Origin of the sequence: Novosphingobium sp. KACC 22771 (assembly GCF_028736195.1) — a bacterium.
Taxonomy (GTDB): domain Bacteria; phylum Pseudomonadota; class Alphaproteobacteria; order Sphingomonadales; family Sphingomonadaceae; genus Novosphingobium.
On sequence record NZ_CP117881.1, the window covers coordinates 1,203,649 to 1,219,647 of the forward strand.

Consider the following 15,999-nt stretch of genomic DNA (forward strand, 5'->3'; position numbering starts at 1 on the left):
TTCAGTTTCCCGCCCGAACCTCAGGCGTGGCGTTGCGGCAATTGATGTAGGCCCGACCTACCGCGCCAGAGACGCCCGGCTGGCGGAGCAGGAGGCGGAAGGTGTCCTCGCTAAAGGACAAGGCTTCGCCATTTTCGGCGGCCACGCCGCGCCAGTCGCGCACAATCGGGGAGAGCAGCCGGGCCGCTAAAACGCTGGGGGCGGGCGGCGCTTCACCGGACGCTGCAGCATCAGCGATAGCCGGATTGGCCATCGCCGCCACATCGGTCAGCTTGACCAGAAAATCCGGGAATTCATCATCGTCCAGAATACGGAAGCGCAACTCGATCCGGTTCTCGATCACAGAGCCGTCCTCGGACACACCGGGGAACGTGACAGGCCACCATGCGAGGCGCTCATTGACGATACGAAACATGGGCAATCTCCAAATGGGTGCAGGCGGGTGTCTTGGCCCCGCCTGCTGTCATGCGGGGCTTGCGCTTCAGCCAGCCCCAGACAGCCAGCATCGCGCTCAATTGCCCCTCTCCGGGGTGGTTATTTCGCGGTGATCTGCAGGTCGGCCGCGCCGCCGCTGATCGTGTGGAGCAATTCGACCGTCCACATGACGATGTCGTTCTCCTTGCTCTCGGTGATGTTGGTGATCTGCGCCTTGGTGGCGGACACCTCGACAATGTTGCCAGCCACCGTGCCATGGGTCAGATCCACGGCGATCAGCGAACCATTGCGCAGCGTGGAGATGTAATCCTTGGTCGCCACGTCCACCGCTTCGATCACAACCGTCGATTTGGTCGAGTGATTGCCACGGCGCACCGAACGACTGCCCACCAGATTGCGCATGGCCACCGACACGCCACCGTCAATTTTCCACGACTTCATCTTGGCGGCATAGCCATCAAGCGTGAAATCGGTGTTGGCATCATTGACCTCAAGCGGATCTTGCCAGCGGGTCAGCGTGACCGCGCCGGGCGCCGCCTTGTCAAACGGGGTCGCGGCGGGAACAAGGCCGGTCCAGTTGAGCGAAATGAAGGGATAGGCCCCGGCCGAGAAATCCATAGAGAACGTGCCGACGCAGCCAAGCGCCTTGCGCCGCTGATCCGACAGGAAATCATAGTGGCTGAGCGAAGACATAGTGCCCGGTGCCGCGAACACCTGTTTGGCATCGGTCATAGCGGTCAGCGCGGGCGCCGCCATGCCGCAACCTTCCAGCAATTCCATCCATGCTGGGGCAGTGCCCGCAGTGCCCGAACCAGCAATTTCCACCTCATAGGAAAAGGTGCGCCGCTCATTGCTGGGCATACCGGGCTGCGCGCCATAGGTGGGGCTGTCCAGATTGCGGTCCACCTGATCGACATCGACCGGCTTGCCCTGATAATTGCGGGTCATCACGCCATTCAGCAGCACAGTCGGCACGGCATCGGTGCCATAAGTCGTTTCTTTTTTCGCGAGGACCACCGCCACCCAATCAACCATTTTTGCTCTCCACACTGGCCGAGCCGGTGGCGTCGGCAGGTTTCACCGCAGCAGCCCCCAGCGCATCCCACGCCGCAGGGTCCACATTCGGGTCAGGGAGGCCCAATTCGAGCAGCATGCCAACACGCGCCGGGCCATTCAGCGGCAGGCCAAAACCATCCAGTTCACGCCCGGCTGCATCGGTCGGGCGCGGCTGGGTCGCCTCACCCTGAACCTCCTGTACCGCCTTGTTTTTCGTCATTGACTTACCTTCCTGATGTGCCGAGAAGTGCTAAACGACATCCCCCATGAGACCTGCCTTCCCTGCAGGGACATCAGACGCTCGCCTGCGAATTCGCAGGGTTTTGCGGCCTCCGGGTGCTTCCAACCCAGCAGCGCATCCATCACCTTCTTGGCGTTCTCCTGCAGCGCTTCGGATGTTCCCCCGACGCGTCGCACCGCCTCCAGTGTGATCACGACCGTAAAAGTCTCGGTCACCTTCTGGTCGATGGCACCCGCGCCATATTGATTGGGCGATGCAGCGCTCCGCTCCGGCACGATAAACAGCGCCGGGCTGACACGCGGCGGTTCGGTCAGGGCCGCCATTTCGAGGAGACCCTCGACATGGGCAAAACCGGCATCCTTGAGCCGGGCAATCGTAGGTTCAAAAGCGATCATGCTGTGCTGGCTCCAAACAGGCCGCGCAGCCAGTTGCCCATCACATCCTCAACCGTCTCCTGCTCGACCGGGCCGAAACCGAGGAACTGGCGCTTGGGCATGACAACCTGCGCGACAACACGCCCGCCGAAAGACAGGGCGGCTTTTTCCTTGGGGCGGATCACGCCCCCTTCATTGTGAATGCGGCCATATTTGCCGGGACCGCCTGACGGCAGCAGGCCGACCTGCGCATAGTCAGACCCGAAATCCGGCACGATCTGGGTTTCCAGCGCGCCGGTCAGATGCAGCACCTTGCGCTCTGGATCGACATTGTCGCGGCGCTTGGCCCAGGGAACGCCGAGCGGGTCTTTCTCCTGGTCAAACCTCTCATGAACGTGATCGAGCCATTCCCCCGCAATCTCGCCCATCGGGCGGCGCATATCGGCGGCCTCATTGATGGCGCGGGCGATCATCGCGTCCAGTTCGGCGCTGTCCAGTTCGATGGTGTAGCCGATCCCGCTCATCAGTAGCCCCGCAGGCCATCGGGATAGGCGCGGCGCCCCGGCGCGATCAGGATCGGATTTTCCGACACGGCGGGCGTGGGGGGCGTGGCCAAAGGCAGTTGCAGCGCGCCGGACTGGATGCGCTCCAGCAGGCGGGTCGTTGCCTTGGCCTGTTCGGCCACGCCGTCAGGCGCACCACTGGGATAGAGCGCCGCGCGGGCCAGATCCGTCACCAGTTTTTTGACGATCAGCGGCGGATCGAGCAGCGGCACCACATAGCGCGAGGCGAAATAGGTATCGACCAGCGCCTGCGCATCGATCAGGGCGTTGACCAGCATAACTCGGTCGATCCGGCCGTCACCAATCCCATCGGTGGCGCGGATCACCTCGGGCAGGCCGACGCGGGCGACAAAATCCATGATGGTAACGTAGCCGGCACCGCCATCGGGCATCGCCCATGCGCCGTCGATCACGGTCACGTCCAGTTCGGCCTCGGCAATCTCGGCCGCTGCATTGCTGACGCGCACCGTCACCAAATAATGTTCGCCATCAGTGCCACCGGCAAGATCGACAAACACCGCGCCCGCCTCGATCTCGGCCGAGGCCGTCATCAATGCCGATCCGGGCACAAGCCCGCGCGAGTCTACGCTCACGTTTTCCACCGCCGTAGGCAAAGGCAACGCCGCCACCCGGAGAGGGTAGCGGCGCACTTCGGCAGGCTGTTTCAGGATGGTTTCAACTGCCATGCATCACCCGTCAGGTCTTGGCCTTGCCGCGCGCGGCAGGCTTGTCGGTGGGCGGATCGGACTTGGATTGTTCGGCCGGGGGCGTTTCGCTTTCGCCGCCAGCCCCTTCGGTCGCATTCATGCCGACCAGAAGGCGCAGTTCATCCCGGCCGATGGCACCGGACACCAGACGATTCCCGACAATGCGCAGCACCTGCTCAGACGTCAGGTTTCGCGAAACATCAAACTCGCTCAGGCGCCCGTCGCCCAACCGCTCAAAGACAGCGACAAGCAGATCACTGTCCGCCACGTCGGCCAGTTCGACCACCGCGCCTTCGGGCACAGTCGGAATTTTCGACCCGAGCTTGCCCAGCGCCGCCAGCAATGCAGCCTCGTCATTGGCCTTCACCAGCGCGACAGGAGCGCCCCATTCCAGTTCGACCGTAATGTCAGCATCGGTCGGCTCTACCGCGCCTGCGCGCAGCAACGACCGAGCCACCTCAAAAGGCAGCGCGATCACTTCGCCTTCACCAATCGGCTCTTTGGCCTTGTTCACATCCGCCCGGCGCAGGCCGTGCACGGTGATGCGGGTTTTGTAATTTTCCATCGGAGTCTACCTCAGGTGAGAAAAGGTGGGCGGCGCGATAGACGCACGCGCCGCCCGATCAGGGCGCTTGGATCAGAGCGCGTCCTGAAACAGAAAGCCCGCATCGGGGCCGACCAGTTCAGCCGAGAATTCGTCGATGACGTCATTCTTCCAGCTGCGGATATCAGCGTCATACCGAGCAGCTTCGACCAGTGGATGGTTCAGCAATTCGTAGGTGTAGCCATAGCTGGGCAACGCCATGTTCCGGCGGCCCGAAGTGGAAGGGGCCACATAGGCAAGGATGGCGTCGCCGCCCCAGACATCGACCGTGGTGCCATCCTGCAGGTCATAGATGGCATCGCCGGAAACGACGTTTTGCACGTCGAAGTAATTGGCCAGCATCGGGATCGTGATCGACGAGGAATTGGTATAAGCGAAATGCTGGATGATCTTCGGATGCTTGCCCAGCGCACTGGTGAGACCGCCCGCAAGTACAAGCGTATTGGGACGGCGCCCGATGCGCTTGCGGATCACTTCCTTGCTGTCAAAAACCTGCGTCTTGGGGTCACTGTCAGGGTCAGACCATTTACTGTCACCCGCCAGCGCGGCCTTGTTGGAGGCTGCGTAGGAAGCTGCGTTGCGAGCAACACCCGCCTGCTGAATCTCCTTTTCCAGCGCGATCACCGCCAAAACCGTATCCAACGCATCTTGCTGCAAATCGATATGGGGAACGGCCTGAGCCTCATCCTTATGTTCAATCGGCACCACGCCCGAAAGCGCTTCCTGATGCAGATTGACGTTTTTGCCCTCGTACCCGAATTCGAGCGTGGCGATGGGCGCACCCGGCGCGCGGCGGGTACGGCGACGCTTGAAGCTGGCGCGGTCGAATTCGATACGCTTGGCGCCGCGAGTGGGCATCCAGACCTGCGGGAAAAGAGCACCACCGACGAAATCGGCATTCTGATAGCCGCGCGCGTGATCACTCAGGATCGGGTCAACCACCCGCACTTGTCCAGTGTTCATCGACATAAAGGCATCCTTCAATGAGGGGGAAAAGAGGGAGAGGCCGTTGCGCCACCTGCCTGCCGGTCCAGATCCCGGAGCAGGTCGCCTCCCTTGGGCTTGGTCAGCCCGGCCACACGCCGGGCAATGGGATTAGAGAGAGGGCGGGATTACAGGGTGAGCAGCACTTCGAGCTTCTGATCAGCCGCCGTGGCCGCCGTTACCGTGTAGCCGAGGATTTCGCCGGTCCCGCCCTGCGCGATGGCGCGCCCGCTGGCATCGGACTTGATCGCTACGCCCGCACCCACCGCTGCGCCGCTGTCCACGATGGAGGTGCCGAGCACGTCCACCGCGAAAGCTTCGCCAGCGGCGGCGGCATATTGCGCCACGCCCTGCGCCTTCGCGCCAGCGGCGCAGGGCGCGCCGGTCAGCATGCCGACAAAGCGATTGGCCAAAACCGCCGCTGTGGCGATAGCGGTCATCGAAAAAATGGAAGTTTTCTGCATGAGTTATGTCCCTGATCGAGAGGAGAAGAAGGAGGCGGAGCATCAGCCCGCTTCCTGCGCCCGCCTGACGCAGTCCATCCACGCCATCTTGGGGTTGTCGTTCTGGATAGCCTTGGCCTTGGCGTAGAGTTCGCCCCGCTCGGGATCGACATCGTAGCCTTCCGGCGCGGCGAAGCTGACATAGCTCTTGTCGCCCTCGGGCTTCTTGCCATGCTCACCAAAATCAATCAGTGGCTTGGCGGTATCGAGCAGCTTGCGGAAGGCATCGGCCGGGGCCATGTCGCCCGCCTCGCCAAAGCTGACGACGGCCGTCGCCTCGAAATGATCCAGCAGGCCAACCACCAGCCCCTTGGCCGCCGGGGCCAGTTTGGCCGAGGACACCAGCCCTTCGGCAAAGCTGACATGCTCGGTATGGCGCGCATCGGCAGCCCGCTTGGCATCTTCCTTTTCGCGGGCGGCGATTTCCGCCTCGCGCGCCTTCAGTTCGGCATCGCGCGCATCCAGCGCAGCCGACCGCTCGGCGAAACTCGCCTCGGTGATCTTCGTCACGTCATTGTCTCCGTCTGTGGGGAAATCGAAGGTCAGCGCACCCTCGTCATCGCCAGCCGCAAACTGGACAGTGCCCAGCCCTTTGATGCCGGGGGCATGGGCGCCCAAAAATCCGATGTGCTTGAGATACCAGTTGCCGGGCTTGGGATTGCCGGGGTGATCGGGCGTGTAAAACTGCGCCGAAACCTTGGGGTAGCTCCCTTTGCGTACCAACTCGGCAAAGCTCGGCTCAATCTTGTCGGGCGTGGCCACCAGCACATCACCATCCATGGCAAGGCCGGAAACCCAACCATAGGCCGGTGCGTCAATCTTGGGATGACCCACAACCAGCGGCGCCGGGTCCGACGCCGGATCATAAGCCGATGCGGCAGCGGCAAGCTCTTTCGCGCCGAAAGATACCTTCACGCCCTCGTTCGAGGTGAAGGTTCCGACGCGGGCAATGCGAATGGAGGGTGATGTCTGATCCATGCCCAACCGATAACGGGGGCGGATCGGGGCCGTGGACTTCCCTGCTGGGAAGTCAACAAAATGGAGCGGCTACAGGCACCTACTGGCTCATCGCCGCCGCGATGGCAAGTGCCAGTCTAACCCGCCGCAACGATAGCCCGAAATTTCGCCGGGGCGCGATGCCCCGCATAGGCGATGCCGTTTTGGGCTGTTGGGCGCGGATTGCGATTGAACGCGCTGTACGGGGCTTAAAATCGGAGATTGCGCGATGGCTGACAATCAGCCCCCCAAACCATCCAAAGCAGGCCGCACTCTGGTCGGCACCGTAGGCATGGCCACAGCCCTGATGTTGTTCACCTCGATCCCAATGGAGGAGAGCGGCCGCAAGGTGACGGCCTCCGTTTCGCCTCAAACCGGAGCCGTCACGGTCAAGCATATCAGCGGGCCGCAATACCTCAAGGCTTACCTTGATCTGGTGAAAAAGGCGACCGCCTGCGACGGCATTACGCGCGGGGTAAGGATGGGGCAAATCTACACAGAGCAGCAATGCGCGCAGATGCTGGAGGCCGAACTGGAGATCCATGCGCACGAGTTGATCACCTGCATTCCCGGCCTGTCGCCCACCATCCCCGGCCGCGACCACATCCGCGCCGCGATGGTATCGCTGGCCTATCATGTCGGGCCGCCTGCGGTGTGCCGGTCGAGCATCCGACTGAAGATCGCGCAGGGCCGCCTGCGCGCCGCCTGCGACACCCTGCCTGATTTCAACAAATCCAAGGGCCGCGTTGTGCCGGGCTTTGTTGCCCGTCGCGCCCGCGAACATGCCCTTTGCATCAAGGATGCAGCATGATTTCCATGATCTATTATGCCCGCAAAGCGTATCTGTTTGCTCGCCCATGGCTCAATGGCGCCTGCTCCTGGCTCAAGGCCAACTGGCGCCCGATCATTCTGATCGCCCTGGTCGCAGGCCTGTGGCTGCGCGGCAATCTGCTGGGGGCCGACCGCGACAAGTGGCGCAAGGCCGCTCAGGATCAGCAAACCGCCTTCACCAAAGCGTCCGTCGAAGCCGCGCTAAAGGCCGAGGCAGATCGCATCGCCACCGAAGCCAAATCCGCCACCAACGCAAGGAAAGCCGACAATGTCATATCGCCGTCTGTTACCCATCAGCGCGCTGCTGCTGATCGCTACGCCGATGCTCACCGCCTGCGGCCCGAAACGGATTGCCGTCTATCCGGCCAAGCCGACACCCCACCCACGAATGGCGCTGCCCCGGATCGTGACGGCCCCGGTCCCGATGCCGTGGTCATCCCCCGCGCCCACTTCGACCAGCTCCGCGACAACACCCTGAGGCTGGAGCGCGTCCGCCAGTGGGGCGAGAGCGAGATCGAAGCGGGACGGGCGGTGAAGGTGGAGGATTAGAATAATAAGCGTCCTATCCCCTTGGCGAATCGCACTTAGAAGTGTCTACGGTTTTCAGAATGTGAAACGCTTAAGGGTAAATCAGTGAGAAAATGTAAAATTATCTTCGGCTGCATTGCCTCTATTGCCGTTTGCGCCTGCTCGCCTCAGAGCAACTCTGCAGAGGAGGACGCGCTTAATGGATACGCTGATTTAAAATTGGGTATGTCTTACAATGATGCTCTTTCTGTAATTGAACCTCGTAATTTCAACCCGGTTGGGGTGGTAGAGTGCGCCGCGCAAATTGCGACAAAGGGCTGCGCTCTTTTTCCAGAAAGCAATCTTTCTTCTTATCGAGTTATAGAAGGGGTGCCTTACGCCGCTTCTCTCTCGTTCAACAAGTTCTCTAAGCTAACCGACATTGAGCTAGTATTTGAAAGAAGTACCTTGGACAGCAAGTATGAAAAGGTATCAAAAGATGAGTGCCTTTCAATAGCTGAAAGGACCATCGATGCGGCATGGAATATATTTGGAAATTTCAGCGCCGACCATGCGAATGAAAAGGGGGTGATTTCGCGAAAAACACCCCAAGGCCACACTTACCTTGTTTCAGATAATTCGGGTTTTTTGGGGTCAATGTCCCATAAGGGGAAATCAGGTAGGCGCGCTGATTTAATGTTCTATTATATTGTTACTGGAAAAGATACAGATTGCCATGCGTCTATTGAAATATCTGATCGCTCAAATGTTGAGCGCTATAAATTTAACGACAAATAAGGCATGGTAATTCTAAATTGATTTAAAGCAATAAATGACCTTGCCAATCACCTTTAGGCGACCTTCATCCTGCCGAAGATCCAATATGATCGGGCTGTATTCTGGATTTTTGCTCAGCAAGTGCAGAATATGGCCTTCACGCTGCAAGCGTTTAACCAGCAAGCCATCATCTAGGCGGATTACGGCTAACCCATCTTCGAGAACATTCCTTGCTTCATCGATCAACACCCAATCGCCATCCCGGAGATCTGGCTCCTGACTGGCGCCATTGACCAGAACAACGCGCAACGAGTTCACACTACCGAAATTCTTGCGCAACCAGTCCCCTGCTAAGTGAAATGGGCTTTGCTCTAGCGTCTCACGGTCTGCCACAACGCCGTTACCTGCCGAAGCAACTGCTTTAAGACGTGGAACATTTATAAATTCTATCGCCTCGGCCTGTGGTTGTTGGACCACACTGGTAGCGCAGATTTTCCCCTGCGGATCATCTGTCCGGCGCAAAATATAATCGACGGTAACTTGCGCAGCCTTTGCGATGGCCTCCAATCGGTCATGATCCAGCGGACTCTTGCCCGCCAGCATCCTTTGCAATGTGGCATACCGCACCCCGGTGATCTCGGCCGCCGCCATCTGCGAGCCAATTTTCTCCACCGCCTCACGCAGCCGTTCCAAGACAGCCGGTTCCGCACGGTGCCGCGCCTTTTTAGGTTCCGACATCATTTTTGATGTTGACTTATCAAGCTAGAGGTAAGCATAAGCCTCAACATCAAAAATGATGTTGAGGCCGATTTGATGGATATGCATCCCGAGGATGTGAAGGCCGAGATCCGCAAACGCGGAACTACGGTTGCAGGATTGGCCAAGGCCAACGGCGTGAGCGTGCAGACACTGTCCCGCGCTATCCACGCCCGAACCTCTGCCGCAGCAGAAAGCATAATCGCGGAATTCATTGGCCGTCCCGCAGGGGACATCTGGCCTTCGCGATACGACGACAACGGTCGCCGCCTCTCCATTCTCGAATTGCGGAAGGTGACCGCGTGATCAGTTCCGCCGTGATCAGCCTGCATCACACGCGGACCACGGCAACGCCCGTCCGCATGATGCGAAAGGCTTCTGCTGCCATGCCATTGGCAGCGAAAGATGTTGAGGCAAACCCGACTCTCATCGGGCCGATGTATAGTGCCGATAATGCAGCGTGTAACCCTTTTGTTCACATCGCCTTAAAACGACTCATCGGGGTTGGCGACGCTTTCACCGTATTGGTTTTGGCCGGTCTGATCGCCGCTCGGCGCCATAGAGGCGCCCTATGAGCGCCGCCGACAACCTCTGGCTGACAGCGCAGCAACTTGCAGATCTTCGCTTGGCGGGGCTTCCAACCACGAAGCGTGGGATCAACCTTCGCGCCGATACCGAAAGCTGGCCATGGAAGCCGCGCGTCGGAGTGGGCGGTGGCAAACTTTACTCCGTCCTCGGTCTGCCCGCCGCTGCGCGTGACGATCTGCTGGCCCGGCGCTCCGAGGCGCTGCCTGCGTCCAATCGTCCAGTAGGGCGCCCCAAAGGCACCAGCTATTTCGACCGCAATCCTGACGCGGCCGATGCTGTCGAAGCCTATCTTACGGCGCGCCCGGTATCCGCCCGCAACCTGCTCAAGCTGCTGGCTGCGGATGGCTTTGCCGAATTGCCGACGATGCGGACGCTGCAACGCTTTGTCCGTGATCTGGAGGAACGCAAGAAGGTGCTGTTTACGGCCCTGCGCGATCCAGACGGCTATAAATCCGCCTATGCTCCCGCGCTCGGGCGAATGGATGCAACCGTGTCCTACGCCCACGAAATGTGGGAAATCGACACCACAAAGGCGGACGTGATGTGCACCGATGGCCGCAAGGCGGTGCTGGGCATCATCGACCGCTGGAGCCGCCGCGCCCGCTTTCTGGTGGTGGAAAGCGAAAGCGCGCAGTCGGTGCGCCGCATGCTGGTGACGACGATCACCGCATGGGGTGTGATGCCCGCGATCCTGAAAACCGACAACGGCTCCGGCTTCATCAATGCCACGATGGAAACGGCGCTGCCCTATCTGGAGATCGCGCTCGATCCTTGCTTGCCCGGTACGCCGGAGGACAAGCCGCATGTCGAACGCCTGTTCGGCACCTTCATGCGTGAGCGCGCCTCGCTCCTGGACGGCTTCATCGGCCACAATGTCGCGCAGGCGCAAAAGCTGCGCGCGGCGGCCAAGAAGAAGACCGGCCGGGCGGAAATCATCGCCAGCATCAGCAGCGCCGAACTGCAGGCTATTCTCGATGCTTGGGTCGATGGCGAATACCATCAGCGCACCCACAGCAGCCTCAAAATGTCGCCCATGGAAAAGTGGCAGCGCAGCCCTACGCCGCCGCGCGCTGCAGCTGGTGAGCGTGAGTTGAAACTGGCGCTGTCGGCCTATGTCGGCACCGCCATGATCGGCAAGCGTGGCGTCCGCTGGAAGAATGGCCGATACTGGTCGCCCTGCTTTGTCGAATGGATGGGCAAGCCGGTCGTCCTGCGCCGCGACGAGGACGACCTTGGCGAACTGTTCATCTTTGACGGTGACGGCAACTATATCGACACCGCCGTCAATGCCGAGCGGTCGGGCCTGAGCGAACAGCAATTCGCCATGGCAGCACAGCGCCAGATGGCGACCTATATGTCGCAGGCCAAGGCAGAAGTCCGCGCCAAGCAGAAGCAGTATAGCTACGAGGCTGCGCGCGACAAAATGCTTCGCGACGAAGCCGAGGCGGCAGGCAAGCTGATCCACCTGCCGGGGCCTGCCGTCCAGCACGTTTCCCCCACCATCGCCAGCATGGCCGACAAGCCCGCGCCGGTCGCGGTCCAGCCCGGCCGACTGGACGAGGTGATGCGCAAGACGCAGCCCGCCCCGACCGCGCGCACCGTACCGCAAAAAGTGGCCGAAGCCGATGCCATCCTCGCGGCCAAGGCGCGCGGCGAAGGGGTGGAGGCCGAGGCCCTGCGCCGGGCCGAGCTTTACGCCGGGTCCAGCGAATACCGCGCGCACAAGATGACCTTTGTCGAATTCCCCCGATCCAACCCCGCGACCCCCAGCCGCCGCCAAGGCGCGGCCTGATGGCGCGCATCTTTCAACACCCTTTCACGACTGGAGAAATGCCGATGAATAACGCTGAAACACAGCCCCGGCTTGCCCTTGGTGACCGTCCGATTGGTCACGCGCCGCTGACCAATATGTCGCTGATGCTGCAAACCCTGATGGATTGCCGCGAGAGCGAAAACCCCTCCGCGCGCATGGGGGTGTTCAATGGCTTCAGCGGCTATGGCAAGACCATTGCAGCGGGCTTTGCCGCTGCGCGCACTGGCGCCATCTACGTATCTGCAACGCGCTTGTGGACGCAAAAATCTCTGCTCGAAGCCATCGCAGAGGAGCTTGGCATCGCCAAGCTGGAGCGATCCGCACCCCGCATTTTTCGGCAGGTTGTTGACCAGCTTAACCTTGCTCCAGTCGATATGATTGTCGATGAAATGGACTACCTTGCCGACAAGGGTCACGTCGAGGTGCTTCGGGACATTCACGATGCCACCCGCATCGCCATCGTGATGATCGGCGAAGAAGCTTTGCCGTCCAAACTGCAGCGCTGGGAGCGGTTTGCCAATCGCATCCTTGTAACGACGCCCGCGCAACCGGCGAGTGTCGAGGATGCGCTGCAACTGCGCGATCACTATTGCCACCGCATTCAGATCGCAGACGATTTGGCCGAACTGTTTCGGGTTCGGTGCCGTGGCATCACCCGCCGTATCGTCAACAATCTACAGGCCGCACAGCGCGCCGCTACCGCCGAAGGGGTCAGCGAGATCGATGCGGCATGGTGGGGCAATCGGCCTATCGCCACCGGCGATGTGCAGGTCCGCCGCAGGGAGAGCGTGTAATGCGGCGCCGCGTTTTTGCCTGCCCCGCAGGCCTCCCCGCCCGGCTGCAGGAGCAGCGCATCCTTTTCGGCCTGACTTTGAATGAGTTGGGCGCGCTCTCCGGCAACAGCGGCACGATGGCTTCCCATTGGGAAAGCGGCGAACTCCTTCCCGATGCCAATGCCGTGATGGCGTGGGCCGAGGCCGGTCTGGATACGACCTATATTCTTACGGGTGACCCCTGCGCCGAAGTGCTGACGGTCGAACTGGATGGGGATGCTCCGGCATCCTCCATCGACCGGCTGACAACAATCAGCACATGGCTGAGCGCTGCCGCCATCGCAGGAGTTGTGGCCCTCTCCATCATCAATATCGCGCCCACGCTTTTTGCATGTTGTACGCAATGACAAACTCAATTCGCCATCATCTTTGGAATGCTCTGCGCCATCGCAACGATCCGGTATCGGCCGGTGAAATGGCCCGTGCCACCGGCGCGCAAAACAGATCAGTCCAACGCCGCCTCTCGCGCTGGGCAAAGGCCGGTCTTCTGGAAGCCATCAAGCCACCGATTGAGGCCGGTCAGAACGCCCCCATCCATTATGTCATGCCTGAAGAGACGCGCAGGCTGATCGAACCACCCGCGCTCTTGGAGCAGGGCAAATTCGGCACTTATCGCAACGGCAGGATTGCGATGTGGCGCGCGATGCGCGTCCTGAAATCCTTTGACCTGGTGCAACTCACCATCACCGCCGAAGTCAGTATGGGTTCGGCAAAGGTGTTTGTTTCCGCCTTGCTGCGCGCAGAGATCCTGCGCCGCGTCGTGCGCGGCCACGCGGCCACGGGGCAACGGTCAATCTATGCCCTCAATGGCACATTTGGCCCCAGCGCTCCCGTCATCAGCGTTGACCGCAAGGACAGAGCCACAACGGTTCTCGACCCAAACACCGGAATTACGCGAGAAATTTCGGCGCGATCTCCGTTGCCCCCCCTTTTTTAACAGGCGTCGTGAACCATGTTTCTTAATCAAAACCAAACAAACGGAGACCGTGCAATTGCCGCTTGGGGGGCACTGTTGCCCCGGTGGGTCAAGCTCCTTGCGGAAGCATGTGACCGCGCCAGCCAACGTGCCGTTGCAGATCGCTTGAGCGCCGCAGGCTTCAATTGTTCGTCCGGCACGATTTCCAAGCTCATCAACCGGAAATATCCCGCCAGCACGGCTGAGCCGGAGAGAGCCGTTTTGGCGATTTATGGCGGCGACGATGTGGCTTGCCCGCTGCATGGCGCGATCCCGCTGCAAAGCTGCATCCGCAACAGGCGCCGCAAAGGCCCGCCTCGCAACGCCGCCCATCACCAGTTCGCGGCCTATTGCCCTACGTGCCCGAACAACGCGGACGGTGGCGACCAATGAGCCGCCCATCCAGTGAATCATTTCGACGCGTTCTGCGCGCCCTGCGTGGTCTGAAAGAGGGCACCATCGTTTGCAACGAATTTGGTTTTCTAAGCCCGGCTCCAAAACTCCTTGCCCGCAAGCAGGAAACCAGCCGCTGCACCGCCTGCGGCGCCAGCCATTGGCTGGTCGGGCGCCGAAGCGCCGAATGCGCCGTCTGCGGATCACCGGCCGTTCTCGCCACCCCCAACACCCAAACCCATCTCACGAAAGGCTGATCTATGGCACCGCCCCGCCGCAAGGCACCCAAACAGGACGCGCCGCAAACGCTCGAACAGGCCATTGCGCTGATCTCCGAATATCGCGATTTGATCGATAAGGTTGGCGAACTTGAACTCGCCAAGGGCAGCGCGATTGCCCGCATCGAAGCGGAATACGACACCTTCGCCAAACCGCTGGAAGTCCGCTCTATCGAGATCTTCCGCCAGCTTCGCGCATGGTGGGCTGTGGCCGCCCCGGCCATGACCGAGGGCAAGCGCAAGTCGATCTTGCTGGCCGGTTGCAACATCGGTGAACGAACCACACCGCCAGCCCTCAAGCTCAAAGGCATCACGCAGGAAGGCTTGGTCGAGAAGCTGCTCGATCTCGGCCTGAAAACCTATCTGCGCATCACGCACAAGCTCGACAAACCCGCCGCGATCAAAGCCCTCAAGGCGGAAGACGCGGGCGGCAAGCAACTGGCCGAGTTCGGCGCCAGTGTGAAGCAGGCCGAGGAATTCTTCATCGACTGGCCCAAACCCGCCGCCACCGAGACCGTGCCCGAGGCCGATCCGGCCGAGCAGGACGACTGATCCCCCACCGACATCGAGGAGCAAATCCGATGAATGACAATGGTACAGATCTTATCGGTTTCCATGTGCTGAAGCGCATTGACCTTCCGGTTCAGCGCGCGCGCTGCACTCGGCCTGATGGCATTGGCATCGCTCAGATTGGTAGCGAAGTCGTCATTGCCATCAATCATCAGAACGAAGTCCATTACGTAAGTCTGGCAGGCAAAAACATTGATGCCGTCGCACATCTGATGGCCGATGCCATGGGCGCCGCCACCCGTGCGGCTCCTCCGACCGAGGTGACCTGTCAATGACGCCTCGTCAGCTTCAGGCGCTCGACTATATCGAAGCCTATCACCGCGAAAATCGCATGATGCCCAGCCTTGGCGAAATTCAGGCAGCACTGGGTCTGGCAGCGCGTTCCGGCGCGCATCGCGTGGTGGATCGGTTGATCGCTGGCGGCCACCTGATCCGCACCCGTTCCGGCGCGCGCGGTATCGCCCTGCCTGCTCATCCCGATCTGGCAAACGTGCCGACCAAAGAGCTTGAGACGGAATTACGCCGCCGTGCGATGGCAGGGGTGCGTCACCAGTTGGAGAAAGCCCATGGCTAAGCAACTCCATGTAGTGGAACGCTCTCGCCGCTGCGGCAAAACGATCTCCGAACGCACCCGCATGTATCGCGCCGTCCATGCCGCCTGCCGCAAGAATGGGCTGGACGATGATGACCGCAAAGCGATGCAGGTCGAGATCTGCGGCAAGGCCAGCCTTTCCGATATGACTGTAGCGGAAATTGCCCGCCTGCTTGACCGGCTCAACCGCAACAGCAAGGCCCCGGCCGGACACCGCGCCCATATCGGCAAGATCCGCGCGCTGTGGTGGAGCCTGTTCTGGCTGGGCGAAGTGGAAAGCTCGGATGACCGCGCAATCGGCGCTTTCGTGAAGCGCCAGACCGGCATCAACGCCTTGCGCTTTGTCGATCACAAGAGCGCCCCCGCCGTAATTGAGGCCATGAAGTCATGGCTGGACCGCGCGGGCGTGGCATGGCCTGATCCTGCCAACATGGCGCGGACCGCTGCCATGAACCCCGGCTTCACCGCCACCCATGGCGACCGCATCGCTGTGCTGCGCGCCATCAATGCCCGGCTCGGTGTGGTCGGCATCCCGGCCGAGATCGTGCTGGGGCAGGATGGTGAGGCGTTTGGCCTAACGGTCGAAATGCTGGATATGATGATCCGCGATCAGGGCGCGAAGCTGCGCGCGGCGAAGGTGTGA

General features: G+C 60.9%; 25 protein-coding genes. 14 read left to right on the forward strand and 11 right to left on the reverse strand.

What is annotated here, in order from left to right; translation table 11 throughout:
* Position 1: 1 nt before the first annotated feature.
* The 10 genes from PQ467_RS05400 to PQ467_RS05445 form a co-directional block, all read right to left on the reverse strand.
* On the reverse strand, positions 2 to 415 hold the full coding sequence (locus tag PQ467_RS05400; protein ID WP_274175519.1) for a hypothetical protein: 414 nt from the start codon (positions 413 to 415) through the stop codon (positions 2 to 4).
* Between the two features lie 119 nt (positions 416 to 534).
* On the reverse strand, positions 535 to 1,470 hold the full coding sequence (locus PQ467_RS05405; RefSeq protein WP_274175520.1) for a phage tail tube protein: 936 nt from the start codon (positions 1,468 to 1,470) through the stop codon (positions 535 to 537).
* A complete protein-coding gene (locus tag PQ467_RS05410) occupies positions 1,463 to 1,711 on the reverse strand; it encodes a hypothetical protein (RefSeq protein ID WP_274175521.1) in 249 nt (82 codons plus the stop codon). Before PQ467_RS05410 ends, PQ467_RS05405 begins: the two co-directional genes overlap by 8 nt.
* Positions 1,708 to 2,127, reverse strand: coding sequence for a phage tail terminator protein (locus PQ467_RS05415; protein WP_274175522.1), 420 nt, complete (start codon positions 2,125 to 2,127; stop codon positions 1,708 to 1,710). The genes PQ467_RS05410 and PQ467_RS05415 overlap by 4 nt, the downstream gene beginning before the upstream one ends.
* On the reverse strand, positions 2,124 to 2,630 hold the full coding sequence (locus PQ467_RS05420; protein WP_274175523.1) for a phage virion morphogenesis protein: 507 nt from the start codon (positions 2,628 to 2,630) through the stop codon (positions 2,124 to 2,126). Before PQ467_RS05420 ends, PQ467_RS05415 begins: the two co-directional genes overlap by 4 nt.
* On the reverse strand, positions 2,630 to 3,355 hold the full coding sequence (locus PQ467_RS05425) for a DUF1320 domain-containing protein (protein WP_274175524.1): 726 nt from the start codon (positions 3,353 to 3,355) through the stop codon (positions 2,630 to 2,632). Before PQ467_RS05425 ends, PQ467_RS05420 begins: the two co-directional genes overlap by 1 nt.
* A 10-nt stretch (positions 3,356 to 3,365) precedes the next feature.
* Entirely contained in the window at positions 3,366 to 3,941 is a 576-nt protein-coding gene (locus PQ467_RS05430; RefSeq protein WP_274175525.1) for a hypothetical protein, read from the reverse strand.
* Between the two features lie 72 nt (positions 3,942 to 4,013).
* Complete coding sequence (locus PQ467_RS05435) at positions 4,014 to 4,949, reverse strand: hypothetical protein (protein WP_274175526.1); 936 nt, start codon at positions 4,947 to 4,949, stop codon at positions 4,014 to 4,016.
* Positions 4,950 to 5,092: 143 nt separating this feature from the next.
* Positions 5,093 to 5,428, reverse strand: coding sequence for a capsid cement protein (locus tag PQ467_RS05440; RefSeq protein ID WP_274175527.1), 336 nt, complete (start codon positions 5,426 to 5,428; stop codon positions 5,093 to 5,095).
* Between the two features lie 42 nt (positions 5,429 to 5,470).
* A complete protein-coding gene (locus PQ467_RS05445; RefSeq protein WP_274175528.1) occupies positions 5,471 to 6,445 on the reverse strand; it encodes a hypothetical protein in 975 nt (324 codons plus the stop codon).
* 247 nt (positions 6,446 to 6,692) lie between these two features.
* On the opposite strand from PQ467_RS05445, the gene PQ467_RS05450 reads away from it, so the two are divergent.
* From PQ467_RS05450 to PQ467_RS05460, 3 genes are all read left to right on the forward strand, one after another.
* Positions 6,693 to 7,274 carry a lysozyme gene (locus tag PQ467_RS05450; RefSeq protein ID WP_274175529.1) on the forward strand — a complete coding sequence of 194 codons (582 nt, stop codon included), beginning with the start codon at positions 6,693 to 6,695 and terminating at the stop codon, positions 7,272 to 7,274.
* Complete coding sequence (locus tag PQ467_RS05455; protein WP_274175530.1) at positions 7,271 to 7,843, forward strand: hypothetical protein; 573 nt, start codon at positions 7,271 to 7,273, stop codon at positions 7,841 to 7,843. Before PQ467_RS05450 ends, PQ467_RS05455 begins: the two co-directional genes overlap by 4 nt.
* A gap of 84 nt (positions 7,844 to 7,927) precedes the next feature.
* A complete protein-coding gene (locus tag PQ467_RS05460) occupies positions 7,928 to 8,599 on the forward strand; it encodes a hypothetical protein (RefSeq protein ID WP_274175531.1) in 672 nt (223 codons plus the stop codon).
* 12 nt (positions 8,600 to 8,611) lie between these two features.
* Here PQ467_RS05460 and PQ467_RS05465 read toward each other — a convergent pair whose 3' ends face one another.
* The gene (locus PQ467_RS05465; protein WP_274175532.1) at positions 8,612 to 9,319 is read right to left on the reverse strand and encodes an XRE family transcriptional regulator; all 708 of its coding nucleotides are present in this window, start codon (positions 9,317 to 9,319) and stop codon (positions 8,612 to 8,614) included.
* Between the two features lie 72 nt (positions 9,320 to 9,391).
* Here PQ467_RS05465 and PQ467_RS05470 point away from each other — a divergent pair, with 72 nt between their 5' ends.
* From PQ467_RS05470 to PQ467_RS05520, 11 genes are all read left to right on the forward strand, one after another.
* Positions 9,392 to 9,640, forward strand: coding sequence for a helix-turn-helix domain-containing protein (locus PQ467_RS05470; protein WP_274175533.1), 249 nt, complete (start codon positions 9,392 to 9,394; stop codon positions 9,638 to 9,640).
* Positions 9,641 to 9,905: 265 nt separating this feature from the next.
* Complete coding sequence (locus tag PQ467_RS05475; RefSeq protein WP_274175534.1) at positions 9,906 to 11,714, forward strand: DDE-type integrase/transposase/recombinase; 1,809 nt, start codon at positions 9,906 to 9,908, stop codon at positions 11,712 to 11,714.
* Positions 11,714 to 12,529, forward strand: a complete 816-nt coding sequence (locus tag PQ467_RS05480; protein ID WP_274175535.1) for an AAA family ATPase — start codon at positions 11,714 to 11,716, stop codon at positions 12,527 to 12,529. The genes PQ467_RS05475 and PQ467_RS05480 overlap by 1 nt, the downstream gene beginning before the upstream one ends.
* Positions 12,529 to 12,915 carry a helix-turn-helix domain-containing protein gene (locus PQ467_RS05485; protein ID WP_274175536.1) on the forward strand — a complete coding sequence of 129 codons (387 nt, stop codon included), beginning with the start codon at positions 12,529 to 12,531 and terminating at the stop codon, positions 12,913 to 12,915. The genes PQ467_RS05480 and PQ467_RS05485 overlap by 1 nt, the downstream gene beginning before the upstream one ends.
* Positions 12,900 to 13,505 (forward strand): hypothetical protein, encoded by a 606-nt coding sequence (locus tag PQ467_RS05490; protein ID WP_274175537.1) that lies wholly within the window; start codon positions 12,900 to 12,902, stop codon positions 13,503 to 13,505. Before PQ467_RS05485 ends, PQ467_RS05490 begins: the two co-directional genes overlap by 16 nt.
* 15 nt (positions 13,506 to 13,520) lie before the next feature.
* Complete coding sequence (locus tag PQ467_RS05495) at positions 13,521 to 13,916, forward strand: hypothetical protein (protein ID WP_274175538.1); 396 nt, start codon at positions 13,521 to 13,523, stop codon at positions 13,914 to 13,916.
* Positions 13,913 to 14,173, forward strand: coding sequence for a hypothetical protein (locus PQ467_RS05500; RefSeq protein WP_274175539.1), 261 nt, complete (start codon positions 13,913 to 13,915; stop codon positions 14,171 to 14,173). Before PQ467_RS05495 ends, PQ467_RS05500 begins: the two co-directional genes overlap by 4 nt.
* 3 nt (positions 14,174 to 14,176) lie before the next feature.
* The gene (locus tag PQ467_RS05505; protein WP_274175540.1) at positions 14,177 to 14,746 is read left to right on the forward strand and encodes a host-nuclease inhibitor Gam family protein; all 570 of its coding nucleotides are present in this window, start codon (positions 14,177 to 14,179) and stop codon (positions 14,744 to 14,746) included.
* Between the two features lie 29 nt (positions 14,747 to 14,775).
* Entirely contained in the window at positions 14,776 to 15,039 is a 264-nt protein-coding gene (locus PQ467_RS05510; protein WP_274175541.1) for a hypothetical protein, read from the forward strand.
* Positions 15,036 to 15,338, forward strand: a complete 303-nt coding sequence (locus tag PQ467_RS05515) for a LexA family protein (protein ID WP_274175542.1) — start codon at positions 15,036 to 15,038, stop codon at positions 15,336 to 15,338. The genes PQ467_RS05510 and PQ467_RS05515 overlap by 4 nt, the downstream gene beginning before the upstream one ends.
* Positions 15,331 to 15,999: a regulatory protein GemA gene (locus tag PQ467_RS05520; RefSeq protein ID WP_274175543.1), complete on the forward strand. Its 669-nt coding sequence runs from the start codon at positions 15,331 to 15,333 to the stop codon at positions 15,997 to 15,999. Before PQ467_RS05515 ends, PQ467_RS05520 begins: the two co-directional genes overlap by 8 nt.

Excerpts from the sequence above, each read along its gene's own strand:
- PQ467_RS05405 (WP_274175520.1), bottom strand. The coding sequence starts at position 1,470 with ATGGTTGATTGGGTGGCGGTGGTCCTCGCGAAAAAAGAAACGACTTAT.
- PQ467_RS05470 (WP_274175533.1), top strand. The coding sequence starts at position 9,392 with ATGGATATGCATCCCGAGGATGTGAAGGCCGAGATCCGCAAACGCGGA.
- PQ467_RS05490 (WP_274175537.1), top strand. The coding sequence starts at position 12,900 with ATGTTGTACGCAATGACAAACTCAATTCGCCATCATCTTTGGAATGCT.
- PQ467_RS05515 (WP_274175542.1), top strand. The coding sequence starts at position 15,036 with ATGACGCCTCGTCAGCTTCAGGCGCTCGACTATATCGAAGCCTATCAC.
- PQ467_RS05510 (WP_274175541.1), top strand. The coding sequence starts at position 14,776 with ATGAATGACAATGGTACAGATCTTATCGGTTTCCATGTGCTGAAGCGC.
- PQ467_RS05480 (WP_274175535.1), top strand. The coding sequence starts at position 11,714 with ATGGCGCGCATCTTTCAACACCCTTTCACGACTGGAGAAATGCCGATG.
- PQ467_RS05455 (WP_274175530.1), top strand. The coding sequence starts at position 7,271 with ATGATTTCCATGATCTATTATGCCCGCAAAGCGTATCTGTTTGCTCGC.
- PQ467_RS05500 (WP_274175539.1), top strand. The coding sequence starts at position 13,913 with ATGAGCCGCCCATCCAGTGAATCATTTCGACGCGTTCTGCGCGCCCTG.
- PQ467_RS05415 (WP_274175522.1), bottom strand. The coding sequence starts at position 2,127 with ATGATCGCTTTTGAACCTACGATTGCCCGGCTCAAGGATGCCGGTTTT.
- PQ467_RS05475 (WP_274175534.1), top strand. The coding sequence starts at position 9,906 with ATGAGCGCCGCCGACAACCTCTGGCTGACAGCGCAGCAACTTGCAGAT.
- PQ467_RS05410 (WP_274175521.1), bottom strand. The coding sequence starts at position 1,711 with ATGACGAAAAACAAGGCGGTACAGGAGGTTCAGGGTGAGGCGACCCAG.
- PQ467_RS05440 (WP_274175527.1), bottom strand. The coding sequence starts at position 5,428 with ATGCAGAAAACTTCCATTTTTTCGATGACCGCTATCGCCACAGCGGCG.
- PQ467_RS05450 (WP_274175529.1), top strand. The coding sequence starts at position 6,693 with ATGGCTGACAATCAGCCCCCCAAACCATCCAAAGCAGGCCGCACTCTG.
- PQ467_RS05495 (WP_274175538.1), top strand. The coding sequence starts at position 13,521 with ATGTTTCTTAATCAAAACCAAACAAACGGAGACCGTGCAATTGCCGCT.
- PQ467_RS05420 (WP_274175523.1), bottom strand. The coding sequence starts at position 2,630 with ATGAGCGGGATCGGCTACACCATCGAACTGGACAGCGCCGAACTGGAC.
- PQ467_RS05430 (WP_274175525.1), bottom strand. The coding sequence starts at position 3,941 with ATGGAAAATTACAAAACCCGCATCACCGTGCACGGCCTGCGCCGGGCG.
- PQ467_RS05485 (WP_274175536.1), top strand. The coding sequence starts at position 12,529 with ATGCGGCGCCGCGTTTTTGCCTGCCCCGCAGGCCTCCCCGCCCGGCTG.
- PQ467_RS05465 (WP_274175532.1), bottom strand. The coding sequence starts at position 9,319 with ATGATGTCGGAACCTAAAAAGGCGCGGCACCGTGCGGAACCGGCTGTC.
- PQ467_RS05445 (WP_274175528.1), bottom strand. The coding sequence starts at position 6,445 with ATGGATCAGACATCACCCTCCATTCGCATTGCCCGCGTCGGAACCTTC.
- PQ467_RS05435 (WP_274175526.1), bottom strand. The coding sequence starts at position 4,949 with ATGTCGATGAACACTGGACAAGTGCGGGTGGTTGACCCGATCCTGAGT.
- PQ467_RS05425 (WP_274175524.1), bottom strand. The coding sequence starts at position 3,355 with ATGGCAGTTGAAACCATCCTGAAACAGCCTGCCGAAGTGCGCCGCTAC.
- PQ467_RS05400 (WP_274175519.1), bottom strand. The coding sequence starts at position 415 with ATGTTTCGTATCGTCAATGAGCGCCTCGCATGGTGGCCTGTCACGTTC.
- PQ467_RS05520 (WP_274175543.1), top strand. The coding sequence starts at position 15,331 with ATGGCTAAGCAACTCCATGTAGTGGAACGCTCTCGCCGCTGCGGCAAA.
- PQ467_RS05505 (WP_274175540.1), top strand. The coding sequence starts at position 14,177 with ATGGCACCGCCCCGCCGCAAGGCACCCAAACAGGACGCGCCGCAAACG.